Annotated in this window: 15 protein-coding genes; 11 read left to right on the top strand and 4 right to left on the bottom strand. The window is 39.7% G+C overall.

What is annotated here, in order from left to right; all coding sequences use genetic code 11:
* A partial coding sequence (locus tag AOC35_RS08485; RefSeq protein WP_170107036.1) for a GIY-YIG nuclease family protein occupies window positions 1–444 on the bottom strand: 444 nt, incomplete at its 3' end.
* 734 nt (window positions 445–1,178) lie between these two features.
* Between AOC35_RS08485 and AOC35_RS08490 the strand changes: the two genes are divergently transcribed.
* From AOC35_RS08490 to AOC35_RS08510, 5 genes are all read left to right on the top strand, one after another.
* Window positions 1,179–1,619: a DUF6641 family protein gene (locus AOC35_RS08490; RefSeq protein ID WP_108646670.1), complete on the top strand. Its 441-nt coding sequence runs from the start codon at window positions 1,179–1,181 to the stop codon at window positions 1,617–1,619.
* 161 nt (window positions 1,620–1,780) lie between these two features.
* Window positions 1,781–1,978: a hypothetical protein gene (locus tag AOC35_RS08495; protein WP_108646671.1), complete on the top strand. Its 198-nt coding sequence runs from the start codon at window positions 1,781–1,783 to the stop codon at window positions 1,976–1,978.
* Window positions 1,979–2,111: 133 nt separating this feature from the next.
* A protein-coding gene (locus tag AOC35_RS08500; RefSeq protein ID WP_425440625.1) for an IS3 family transposase occupies window positions 2,112–3,334 on the top strand; the annotation gives its coding sequence in 2 pieces (ribosomal slippage) (window positions 2,112–2,402 and window positions 2,405–3,334; 1,221 coding nt in all).
* Window positions 3,335–4,048: 714 nt separating this feature from the next.
* Complete coding sequence (locus tag AOC35_RS08505; RefSeq protein ID WP_211307495.1) at window positions 4,049–4,891, top strand: amidohydrolase family protein; 843 nt, start codon at window positions 4,049–4,051, stop codon at window positions 4,889–4,891.
* A gap of 44 nt (window positions 4,892–4,935) precedes the next feature.
* Window positions 4,936–5,409 carry an MEKHLA domain-containing protein gene (locus AOC35_RS08510; RefSeq protein ID WP_108646672.1) on the top strand — a complete coding sequence of 158 codons (474 nt, stop codon included), beginning with the start codon at window positions 4,936–4,938 and terminating at the stop codon, window positions 5,407–5,409.
* A 194-nt stretch (window positions 5,410–5,603) separates the two neighbouring features.
* Here AOC35_RS08510 and AOC35_RS08515 read toward each other — a convergent pair whose 3' ends face one another.
* Window positions 5,604–6,263 carry a peroxiredoxin gene (locus AOC35_RS08515; RefSeq protein ID WP_108646673.1) on the bottom strand — a complete coding sequence of 220 codons (660 nt, stop codon included), beginning with the start codon at window positions 6,261–6,263 and terminating at the stop codon, window positions 5,604–5,606.
* A 139-nt stretch (window positions 6,264–6,402) separates the two neighbouring features.
* Between AOC35_RS08515 and trxC the strand changes: the two genes are divergently transcribed.
* Window positions 6,403–6,822, top strand: a complete 420-nt coding sequence (gene trxC / locus AOC35_RS08520) for a thioredoxin TrxC (protein WP_108646674.1) — start codon at window positions 6,403–6,405, stop codon at window positions 6,820–6,822.
* Window positions 6,823–6,913: 91 nt separating this feature from the next.
* Entirely contained in the window at window positions 6,914–7,045 is a 132-nt protein-coding gene (locus tag AOC35_RS15820; RefSeq protein ID WP_281259263.1) for a hypothetical protein, read from the top strand.
* A 124-nt stretch (window positions 7,046–7,169) separates the two neighbouring features.
* Here AOC35_RS15820 and AOC35_RS08525 read toward each other — a convergent pair whose 3' ends face one another.
* Window positions 7,170–7,616, bottom strand: a complete 447-nt coding sequence (locus AOC35_RS08525) for a DUF2076 family protein (protein WP_108646675.1) — start codon at window positions 7,614–7,616, stop codon at window positions 7,170–7,172.
* 330 nt (window positions 7,617–7,946) lie between these two features.
* Between AOC35_RS08525 and pufB the strand changes: the two genes are divergently transcribed.
* The 4 genes from pufB to AOC35_RS08545 all read left to right on the top strand — a co-directional run bounded on the left by pufB (window position 7,947) and on the right by AOC35_RS08545 (window position 10,158).
* A complete protein-coding gene (gene pufB / locus AOC35_RS08530; RefSeq protein ID WP_108648778.1) occupies window positions 7,947–8,099 on the top strand; it encodes a light-harvesting antenna LH1, beta subunit in 153 nt (50 codons plus the stop codon).
* A gap of 15 nt (window positions 8,100–8,114) precedes the next feature.
* Window positions 8,115–8,297 (top strand): light-harvesting protein, encoded by a 183-nt coding sequence (locus AOC35_RS08535; RefSeq protein ID WP_108646676.1) that lies wholly within the window; start codon window positions 8,115–8,117, stop codon window positions 8,295–8,297.
* An 89-nt stretch (window positions 8,298–8,386) separates the two neighbouring features.
* Window positions 8,387–9,757, top strand: a complete 1,371-nt coding sequence (locus AOC35_RS08540; protein ID WP_245898467.1) for a PucC family protein — start codon at window positions 8,387–8,389, stop codon at window positions 9,755–9,757.
* Between the two features lie 218 nt (window positions 9,758–9,975).
* The gene (locus AOC35_RS08545; protein ID WP_108646678.1) at window positions 9,976–10,158 is read left to right on the top strand and encodes a hypothetical protein; all 183 of its coding nucleotides are present in this window, start codon (window positions 9,976–9,978) and stop codon (window positions 10,156–10,158) included.
* Between the two features lie 101 nt (window positions 10,159–10,259).
* Here AOC35_RS08545 and dxs read toward each other — a convergent pair whose 3' ends face one another.
* Entirely contained in the window at window positions 10,260–12,134 is a 1,875-nt protein-coding gene (gene dxs, locus AOC35_RS08550; RefSeq protein ID WP_108648779.1) for a 1-deoxy-D-xylulose-5-phosphate synthase, read from the bottom strand.
* Window positions 12,135–12,141 lie beyond the last annotated feature (7 nt).

Raw genomic sequence — 12,141 nt, forward strand, 5'->3', positions numbered from 1 at the left:
CTTTGTATCAGATTTATCTGAGAGACTAAGTATGGGAGCTTGGGGAGAATTTGAATTATCTAACTTACAACGATTAATTTCCTTTGCCCTTGAAATAAGAGCATATTCGAGCCATTGAGCATGCGCTTTATTTAGGCTGTTATTAGTTGAAACAAAAGCTATTCCCCAAGACCAGAATTCTTTATTTTTAGCGTGACTTTCGATTCTATTGCCAATACCATCACCCTCACCTATATAGAGAGTAGGTAAATCATCGTCATCGCTAGGATGACCAACTAAGATATAAATTCCGGGACTACTAAATTCTTTTAAGTTTTTAATGTTTTGCCACTCTTCTCTAGGAAAAGCGATTCCCTGTCCAGTCCAATTCATTCTGTCAATAATCCTAACACCCTCTGGATCACCATTTAGAACATGAATCTTAATTGTGTATGCATCTGCCATTTTGATTAGGATAAAGTAGATATTATTAATATATTACTCTGTTCATTAAGGCAAACTACGTTCGCCTGTGATTTCGCTTGCGCTCATCACATTTTTCTTTTCTTATTTTTATTTGATGATTGATGTTAAGGCTTTCGCTAGATTCTACCTACACTGAGCCTTAAGCAACAGGCTCAGTAGTAGTAAAAGATTCTTTCGCTGAGTTCTTTACTACACCACTATAGGCACAACCAATAAGGTAAGGGCGGTTTTGCTGTCTCCTTTTATGTGCGGCTTTAAAACGCAACAATGACAAAAGCAATAAGTGGCTACCTTTGTCTTGTTTGAAAGTTGCTGTGTAAGCAGTGCTTTCTCGTGACGCTCACAGTCTTATAGACTGTCGTCTTTGTGCTATTTCTATACTTGATTCATATTAACTAGCAAGGCTAATGGCGTCCTGTAAAGGATAGTGAATACAAGTCTCTGCTACCGCCCAGAATTTCCGTCCCTGCGACTCATAGTCCAGTTTTTGGGTGGCATAACGACTGAGTGCCACTGCTCATTTTCGGTAGTGATTGTTGGCAAATACAACTTTCCTATGTTCTATTTGTCTAAGTTATTTATACAAATGATAAGAATACTAATAAAAAACTGGTATTTTATTTGGTGAGATTGGCAATGAGTCTAAAAACTGGTTGTCCTCTCAGCTTGCTCGACTTTATTGTTTTACTAAGCAAACAAAACAAGGAAACACAATGAGCACATTAGCCACACTGAAGTTAACTACTACTAAAAAGCCTTCGCAAGTTCCACAAGTGCTACAACGAAGAAATAAACTAGGCAAGCGCATATGGGAGCAGATTGAGTTAGCACGAGCAGAAGAAAAAGGAGGTCTGTTTGTTGTTAATCGCTTTCGTAGTTATACGGACAAAGACACAGGCATACGCAAGCAAGTTGAAACACAAAAAAGAATTAAGGCTTGGTGGTTTGTGGGGGATAACGGCAAACTGGCACTCGCTATCCGCTATGGTTCAAAAGTATTAGAGTTGGCAAAGGGCAAGTATGCAGTTGAAATCAATACCTCTGCTGAGTTAGTGCCAACACTACAGGTCATTAAGTCTGCAGTTGAAGCTGGAGAGTTAGATACAGCGATAGATTTTGCCGCGAATAAGTTAAGAAGCGGATTTAAAAAATGAAGCAATACAAGTTATGGGTTCGTATTAATCAATCACAGACAGCTTTCACTCTTGTCTATGCAGAAAATGCCTACCTCGCAAAGCAACTGGGCGAGGCTCAATATGGAGTTGGAAATGTATTAGACTACACGGAAGTGAGCTATGGATAAGGTAAATACTGTATGCGTTTCTATGAATTCGTCCTTAAGCCAATCAAACCCAAGCCACCTCTCACCCCAGCGCAAGCTCGCGTTAACTCTCTCAAGCAAACAGTTCAGCGTGACAAGCAACAACTTAAAAATGAGAAAGATCGACAGCGACAACAGCGTGAGGCTGAACAGCAACGCAAGCAACAACAGCAACGCTATAAGTCAGCGTAAAAAGTTTAGAGATGCTGTAGCTAATCGCACAAGTCCGCTTTTGGTAAAACCAGAAATGCTAAAAATACCTCAATTGAAGTGGACCCGGTTTTCTGTACAGTAGTTTAAGCTATGCTCTATCTAAAGGAAAGATATGAGCGAAAGAAAAAAACGGGTTAGCCATACGTCTGATTTCAAAGCGAAAGTTGGGCTTGAGGCGATACGGTCTGATAAGACAATTAATGAGATTGCGCAGCTGTATGAGGTACATCCAGTCCAAGTTGCACAATGGAAAAAAGCCATCTTAGATCAGTGTAAAGTCATCTTTGAGGGTAAGCGTGGTCCAAAGCCTATCTCTGAGCACAGTGAGCCTGATCAGCTCTATAGCCAAATTGGCAAATTAAAGGTAGAACTGGATTGGCTTAAAAAAAAGTCCGGGATCAGCCTACCTTGATCCGTATGTCATGGATTGGCAAAGTTCAAGGGGTCTCAGTGAGTCGCCAATGTGCCTTAGTTAGCGTTGCCCGATCCAGTTTCCATGCTCAGCAAGTTCCAGCCTTGGGGGGTGAAGATGATCTGCGGATCAGTCAGCTGATTGATGAGCAGTACACTAGCCGACCATTTTTTGGTAGTCGACGGATGAAGACTTTTTTGAGGCGGCGTGGCGAGTCAATTGGGCGTAAAAGAGTACAACGATTGATGCGTTTGATGGGACTTGCTGGTATGTCCCCAGGACCAAATACGAGCAAACCACAGCCCGGTCATCGAATCTATCCCTATTTACTGCGAGGAGTCTTGGTGATCAGACCGAATCAAGTCTGGAGTACCGATATCACCTATATTCGATTGACTCAAGGATTTGTCTATTTGGTGGCAGTTATTGATTGGTACTCACGGCAGGTCCTCAGTTGGCGAATTAGCAATACGATGGAGGCCAGTTTTTGTATCGCCTGCTTAGAGGATGCTCTCATCCGGCATGGCAAACCAGAAGTCTTCAATAGTGATCAAGGGGCTCAATTTACCAGCGATGCTTTTACTTCTGTCCTCAAGCGGGAAGAAATTAGTATTAGTATGGACGGAAGAGGCCGAGTCTTTGACAATATTTTTGTCGAACGACTTTGGCGAAGTGTGAAATATGAGGACATTTATTTGCAAAGCTACTCGAATACGAAAGAGTTAAAGCTTGGATTAAAAAGATATTTTGATTTTTATAATGAAGAACGACCTCACCAAGCATTATCCGATAGGACTCCTCAAGAAGTTTATGAATCAGGTCAAGGTGGGGGTGCTTTGATTCTTCAGAAATATCCTGTAGGATTGAAACAAGAAGTGGATTACGGGGCAACGCTGCACAGTTGCAATGCAGTAAAAGTATAGCTTAAACCCAGTTAAAAACTGTCCAGCCTATCGGGTCCACTCTAAATATATGGTTTTTTTGTCAGAAATACTGGATAATAAAATAGACATCAAATCACGCACGACAGGCATAGCAAACATAAGCGTAAAGTATTTTTACGCCGCGTGGGACAAAAGCACAGCACGCACGCACAACTTTGCCCCTACGCTGTATCACTTTGAAAATAGGGTGCGAAACGGTCAATCAGCGTGTCTTTTAATCCGTTGGTCGCGAGTTCGAATCTCGCCCGACCCACCAAGATGTATAAGGCTTTAAGAGCGAAGTGCTTTTAAAGCCTTTTTTCTTTTGGATGTCATGTAAGCACTATGTAAGCAGCAGAGCGGAATTTACCCCTCTTTTACATCGTTTGCCAAACGAAAACAATCTATGCTAACTCTTCCTCCTTAGACACGACAATTGAAAACCCACTAGTTATATATGACTCCTCACAGCAATTCTTAAAGAAAAAGTGAACTATTCCGGCACTTGAGCAAAGTCAGGTCTGCTTGTACCACGCCACTGCCATGCATCACGAGCGGCTTGCAACCATGAAGGTAGCTCGGTCATTCGTCTAGTTTAAATAAAGTGTTCATTGAAAGTATCACTACTCTAAAATTAAAATAATATCGCACATTCATCAAGTGAGATAGAGTATGAGAAACTCAAATTAAAACAATACCCAATGAAGAGAAACTATGGTCACTAACTTAAATCGTCGTCGACTTGTACTTGGGGCTGGCGCCTTTACTGGAATGTCCCTTGTAGGATGCGCTATAGTAAAACCAAACTCCCAAATTTTTGATGCGCATTGTCATATCATTGATACGCGCTACCCCATTATTTCCAACCAAGGATATATCCCTCCATCTTTCACTCTTGAAGAATATAAGGCGCAAACGATGCCTTTAGGCATCACTTCAGGTGCGATAGTTTCTGGCTCTTTTCATGGCAATGACCAAAGTTATTTACGAGCCCTGCTACCTCAACTTGGTCCTCGCTGGGTAGGTATAACGCAAGTTCCATCAGATATTTCAGACACAGAGATTGCCGACCTCACATTAATTAGAGTCAGAGGTCTTCGCTTTAATGTTTTTCGAGGACGTATTGATTCCGTGGACGATATCGTTGCTTTAGCCACACGCGTTCATAACATAGGGCGTTGGCACGCAGAGATCTATGCAGATGCTGCAGCACTAAGACCTCATGTTGCAAAACTGTCTAAACTCCCTCAAATTGTAATTGATCATATGGGAATGACTGAGAAGGGCCTACCGGTAATACTGGATTTAGTGGACTCAGGCGCAAAAATTAAAGTCACCGGATTTGGCCGAGTTAACATGAATGTTCCGAAAGCTCTAGAGCTTATCGCTGCCCGTAATCCAAATGCTTTAATGTTCGGCACCGACCTTCCCTCAACCCGCGCAAAACGCCCTTTTGAACCAGCGGATATTCAATTAGTTAAGGATGTATTAGGCCCGACAGTATCGGAAAAGGTTTTATGGAGTAACGCTGTTAGCCTTTACAGGCCTATGGTTTAAGTTATTAAAAATGGACTTTTGATTTATAAATAACCAATGCAAGGATGTATCTGAATAATCATTTAGAACCAAGTCAAGCGAATAATTTCCACAATGAAATTGCTCAGTTAATAGTGAACTCTTATCAAAAATTAACGAAGAAGAGTCTTATCTTCTCGAATGATCAGCTTAATTTAGGTAGACTTTTGTATGAAGCCCCTTTTGTGGTTCTTGCCCATGATAAGAGTAAAGATCCTATATTCTTTTATGGGAACCTTAAAGCTCAAGAAGTCTTTGAGATGACATGGGGAGAATTAATTTGCTTACCTTCAAGATATTCAGCAGAGTTCGCTGATCAGGCGGCGAGACAATATCTTCTTGATGAAGTTGCTTCAAAGGGTTTTATTGATAATTACTCAGGAACGCGAATATCAAAAACGGGTCGCAAGTTTCAAATCGCAAATGCTACTGTCTGGAACCTCTTCGATAAAGACTCCAATAACATCGGTCAGGCCGCTAGTTTTGCGAACTTTACCTAACATCCTTCAAGGATTGGTTTGATAGCTTAATGTCTTTACAAGCTTAATGAGGCTGGCGCACTAAAACCATGATTGAGCCAACTCTGTAAACATTATTAATTTCACAGCCGTAAGACACGTGCTTAAACAGCCCTTGTGTCTTACGGTTACCTGTTCACGTAGAAGTTACTGATAATTTCTGCAAACAAACTTATTCAATTATTTTTTGGTGACTTAGCAAAGCGCAAATAAGGCAATTTAATATCGAGCTCACCGTACTTGGCTGTAGCTTGCTCGTCATTTAAAGCCAGAGCAACAATCACGTCCTGACCAGGAACCCAGTTTGCTGGAGTTGCCAAAGGTAAGCCATCAGTTATTTGAATCGCATCCAAGGCTCTGAGGATTTCTGCAAAGTTACGTCCAACAGACATTGGGTAAGAGATGGTTAAGCGCACTTTTTTGTCAGGACCAATAATAAATACGGTACGAACAGTAGCACTATGCGCAGGAGTGCGACCATCGGGAAGATAAGCGTCGGCTGGTAACATGTCGTAGAGCTTTGCTACCTGCAAAGAGGTATCGTCGATAATCGGAAAGTCTGCAGGAGCGCCTGCAAATGCAGCGATATCTTTTTTCCACTTTTGATGATCATTTACGCTGTCAACTGAGACACCCATTACTTTGGTATTGCGCTTAGCAAATTCAGGTGCTAATTGAGCAACCGCACCGAACTCGGTGGTACAGACTGGCGTAAAATCTTTTGGGTGAGAAAATAAAATAGCATAGCTATCCCCGATCCAATCATGCAAGGTTAATTCTCCAGCAGTTGAATCAGTAGTAAAGTTTGGTGCAACATCATTAATTCGTAGGGACATTTTGGCTCCTTGTTTAAGTAATTTCTATATTTTAACCTTGAAACTGCCCCCTATTAAACTTTAAATAAGCCGATAATCGAACTTATACCAATAAGATAATTTAGCTCTGATTAATTAGTAACAAGAAAAGGTAGTCGCAATGATTATTAAATGCCCAAATTGTCAGAAATTGAATCGCTTGCCCTGTGACCGTGTAAATGAAAAGCCTATTTGTGGTGCTTGTCAATTTAGCTTACTTTTAGGGCCTATAGAGGTCGATCAAGCTAGTCTTAAAGAAATCATCAATCAAAATAAATTACCCATCATCATTGATTTTTGGGCGCCTTGGTGCGGGCCTTGCAAAATGTTTGCTCCAACCTTCCAAGTTAGCGCCAAAAAACATGGAGAAAAGATTTTGCACGTAAAAATAGATACAGAAGCCAATCCGAGTATTGGCCAACAATATATTATTCGCTCCATTCCTACTCTGGCAATCTTTAAAAATGGCTCTGAGATAGAAAGAATTTCTGGAGCGCTTTCTTCAATACAGCTAGAGCAGCTTGTCTCAAGATTTTATTAATTAATATAAAAAATAAGGCAGTTTATTTTTTATTTCCTATATTTAAAAGTTTCATATAAAATAAAATGGATAACTACAAAAGGAGAAAGAGATGAGTCAAGAACGTGCTATCGAAGCTAGAGATAAAGCCAAAAATCTTTATCGCAACGGGATCATTGCTTTTATTGGTATTTTCACTTTGATATCTGTATGCTTATGGTTTCTTACAAGTATTAACTTTTAAACACGGTAACTTGTTTTAAATAAGCTAGATTGATTTTAAATCTAGTTTAATAAAGGCTTAAAGATGAGTTCTTTATGCCTTTATTGTTTCATCAATTTGCTTTATAAATATTGTTGAATTTGAGTTACTTATTTTTAATAAAGTAAGCAAGTCCCCATGCAACCAAAACCAATAACCAAATAATTTTTGAGTTTTTAATCAAAAATAAGAGTCCCTTATCTTCAAACGATAAAAACTTTTTCTTCTTTGTAAGTGCTTTCTCATTCATCGTATTCTCCCGAGCCTCTAAATTTTTACCCCAGTTACTCATTAATTCATTCAAAAATGTGTCTTGCTTTAAAGCCGTTGGAATAACTTGATATTGGCTTTGTAGCTCGCTTAAGTTCTTTTTAGTTTGTTCTAACTCTCTCTCCAAAAAAATAGCTCTCTGCACTAAAAGATAACTTGCATTGGGCTGCGTAGAAAATGCTTCATTTATCTGTTTTTCTGCAAGAATATCTTTATAGATGATTCGAGTTTGAATCATCTGCCTTAAAAAACCCATTAGTTCGAATGACTCGTTCTCAGTCATAAAGTCCCCTTCAATGATGATTTAATAATTTACAAAAGTAATTCAAGACAACTCTTACTTTTAACTTGTTATTTACTATGGATTTTTTTGATTCATCTCTACTAATAACTATGAATAAAACCCATCAAACTAGTGAAACACAACCCCAATCACATGTTGAATAATTTTAGCATTTCAGACAAAAATATGTAATTAATTATTGACATCTTGAAATGTATAATTTACATTACACATAGGAATGGGTAAATAATTTTTAATAAATACTGTTTATCCATGAATAGCCCACGTGCGGGTTTTGCACGAAAAGATCTTTCCAAAGGAGATTTCAACATGTCAGATCCAAATAAAGTATGGCCTACAGGTCTTACAGAGGCGGAGTCAGAAGAGATTCACAGACACTTAATTCAAGGAACTCAGTTCTTTGGCTTAATTGCTGCGTTAGCTCACTTACTGGCTTATATTTATTCACCTTGGCTCAAATAATCGAAGGGGCACAAAATGATCTACGGAAAATTATGGTGTGTAGTTAAGCCATCTGTTGGTATTCCACTTATTATTACTGCAGTAGCATTTGCATCATTCAATGTTCACCTGCAATTAGTAAACAATACCACTTGGGTTAAAGGCTTTTTACAAGGAAGCGCCCCAGTTGCAGCGGTGGCAAAAGAACCGGCCAAATAGTAGTAACTTGGTTAAAAGAATAAATCAGGATGAATTTCATCCTGATTTGTTCCTAAGTTTAAATAACTATAATTATATAAATGACATCAATGAGCCGAAAATTCATTAGTAATTGGTCTAGGCTTAGTACGCAGTTTTTGCCTTTCGCAGATGCTGCAACTCCAGATGTCCCATTATCGCGCTTACTCCGTTTGTCGCTCTTTCAGGTGTCAGTTGGTATGGCCTTAGTCATGCTAATTGGCACCTTAAATCGAGTTTTAATTGTGGAACTGAAGGTACCTGCATCATTAGTTTCCATCATGATTTCTATTCCCTTAATCTTTGCACCATTTAGAGCCGTTATCGGCTTTAAATCTGATACGCATCGTTCTGCATTAGGCTGGAAAAGGGTTCCCTATATTTGGATGGGAACCTTAGTACAATTTGGCGGTTTTGCCATGATGCCCTTTGGCTTATTGGTGCTATCAGGCGCAGGTCAAGCCAATAATGCTCCCCAATGGATAGGCCAATTAGGTGCGGGTATTGCATTTTTATTTGTTGGTGCTGGTCTGCACACAACCCAAACTGTTGGATTAGCTTTAGCAAATGATTTAGTCCCTCCGGAATCTCAACCTAAAGTAGTTGGGCTTATGTATGTCATGCTACTAATTGGCATGATTGTTAGTGCTATTATTTTTGGTCATCTTCTCAGTGATTTTAGTCCTGGAAGATTGATACAAGTCATTCAAGGCGCAGCAGTGATGACGCTTGTTTTGAATGTTATTGCACTTTGGAAACAAGAGGCAAGAAGACCTGCACATTTATATCCAGCTGAACCTCAAAGTAAAACTTTTAAAGAATCTTGGGATGCCTTTTTAGAAGGTAACTATGCAACGCGTCGTTTAATTGCTGTTGGCCTTGGGACTATTGCATTCTCAATGGAGGACATCCTTCTTGAGCCCTATGGAGGAGATATTTTAAAACTGAGCGTATCACAAACTACTAGCTTAACTGCTGCCTTAGCAGCAGGTGGACTGTTTGGTTTTGCATGGGCTTCGCATATTCTCAGCAAAGGAGCTGATCCATTTAAAATGTCAAGTATAGGGGCCTTAGTAGGTATCCCTGCCTTCTTGGCTGTGATCCTCTCTGGCAATATTGGTGAACCGATTCTCTTTGCCCTAGGTACTCTTTTTATTGGGTTTGGTGCGGGCTTATTTGGTCATGGTACCTTAACTGCAACCATGAATCTTGCTCCAGAAGGACAAAGTGGATTAGCTCTTGGGGCTTGGGGCGCTGTACAGGCCTCCGCTGCAGGTTTAGCAATTACATTGGGAGGCATTATTCGCGATGTTGTAGCAACGAATACCAACTCCTCATTGATGGGTTACAGTACGGTTTACGCAATTGAAATCTGTATGCTGATGATGACAATCCTAACAATGTTGCCCCTCATTAAAGTTCGTAGTGCAAGTAAAACGTAATAATTACGTTGTTTTTCAAGATATCACCGTTTTAAGTCCGTTTATTTTGATGTATGATTTATTGATACTTACCCACCAAGGAGAATAGAATTGAAAATTTACCACTTGTTTCTAATGTTATGGTTTCTAGTTGTGTTTTTTTGGCTTGCTAATTATTTCAATAAAGATAAAACACCAAAAAAATAATTCAATTTTTTACATTGATTTAGGAGATGAATATGGGATCTACTCACATCACAAAATATGTCGGTTTTGCAATTATTGCTGTTGTTGCAATGATCGTTTTTCGCTTATTAATGCCGCAAGGCTCTGTAGGATCTTTCGGTATTTGGGTCGCCGCAATCTTTTTTGGGGTAATCATTGCCGGAATCTTAAGGCTTAACTCGATGAAGAAGAAATAATCTTCCCTTAGACATTAAAGTTTGATAAAAAAAGCACGAATAGTTACTTAAAACTATTCGTGCTTTTTTAATATTTAAATTAAATGATGAATAATTCAGTCTCAAAAAAATCTTGTAATAATTGATCTTTCAATACCTGAGGCATCTAAGCCACAAGCCGCTAACAACACTTGACTATCTCCATGATCAATAAATCGATCTGGCAATCCTAGATGTAGGGTAGGTAAAGCTAATCCAATTTGATTTAGGTACTCTACACAGGCACTTCCTGCACCACCCTGAATAGATCCTTCTTCAATAGTAATAAGTCCGTCATGCGTATTAGCGATTTGTGTCAACATCTCTTCATCAATAGGCTTTACAAAACGCATATCGACAACTGTTAAGTCTAATTTCTCAGCAACCTCCAAACAAGGATGCAATAGAGTTCCGAATGCTAATACTGCAAGGCGCTTACCGGTAAGTTGTGTGGTCATTTTTCTAAGGTTTGCACGTCCCAACGGCAACCCATCTAAACTTGAGCTTACCTCAGCTCCAACACCACTACCTCTCGGATAGCGAACTGCACTTGGATGTTTCGCATAGTAAGCCGTCGATAATAACTGACGACATTCATTCTCATCACTCGGCGTCATGACCAGCATATTTGGTATGCAGCGCAGGTAAGGAATATCATAAACACCGGCATGGGTCGCGCCGTCAGCACCAACTATTCCAGCTCGGTCTAGGGCAAACATAACTGGCAGATCTTGCAATGCTACATCGTGTATGAGCTGATCGTAACCTCGCTGTAAAAAAGTTGAATAAATTGCTAAGACTGGTTTTAAACCTTCACATGCTAAACCAGCTGAAAAAGTAACTGCATGTTGTTCAGCGATACCGACATCAAAATATCTCTTCGGGAAATTTTTCTCAAATTCCACCAATCCTGACCCCTCACGCATCGCTGGCGTTATACCAACTAGCTTATCGTCCACCTTAGCCATATCACAAATCCATTCACCAAAAATTTGCGTAAATGTTTTTTTGCTTACCGTCTTTGAAGGCAAGATTCCAACTTTAGGATCAAACTTTCCTGGCCCATGATATTTGATTGGATCTGCCTCAGCGGGAGCATATCCATTGCCTTTTTTTGTCACGATATGCACAAATTGAGGACCATCTCCTTGTAAGGCTAGTTTTTGGATATTTTGTAGTGTTGGAATTAAGGAATTTAAATCATGACCATCAATTGGGCCAATATAATTGAAACCGAATTCTTCAAATATCGTATTAGGTACGACCATTCCTTTTGCTTGCTCTTCTAGTCGTTTTGCAAATTCGCGTAATTGAGGAACAATAGATAAGACATTACCGACTGCGTTTTTGGTTGTGTCATACAAAGGGCTGCTAATTAATCTTGCAAGGTAACGATTTAAAGCTCCAACCGCTGGTGAGATTGACATATCGTTATCATTTAAAATCACAATCAAGGGTAAATTTCTGGTGACTCCAGCGTGGTTCATCGCTTCAAAAGCCATTCCGCCAGTCATCGCTCCATCACCAATTACAGCTATGGCAACATTCGATTTCTCTTGGATTAAGGCAGCATGAGCCATTGCAGTTGCAGCAGAGATACTCGTTGAAGAATGTGCCGTACCAAAATCATCGTACTTACTCTCAGATCGTTTAGGAAATCCAGAAATTCCCCCCAATTGCCGTATACCAGACATTTGATCACGACGACCAGTCAAAATTTTATGAGGATAACTCTGGTGACCCACATCCCAGACTACTTTGTCTTCTGGGGTATTGAATACGTAATGTAATGCGACAGTTAGTTCGACCGTACCTAAATTTGAAGATAAGTGACCACCTGTTTGAGAAACAGAATCGAGTAAAAATTCTCGAAGTTCATTCGCAATTTGAGGAAGTTGAGTCCTCTTTAATTCTCTTAGATCCGAAGGAGACTGAATAGTTTTCAGTAAATTAGTCATTTTTAAC

Source organism: Polynucleobacter rarus, assembly GCF_003072505.1.
In the GTDB taxonomy this organism is placed as follows: domain Bacteria; phylum Pseudomonadota; class Gammaproteobacteria; order Burkholderiales; family Burkholderiaceae; genus Polynucleobacter; species Polynucleobacter rarus.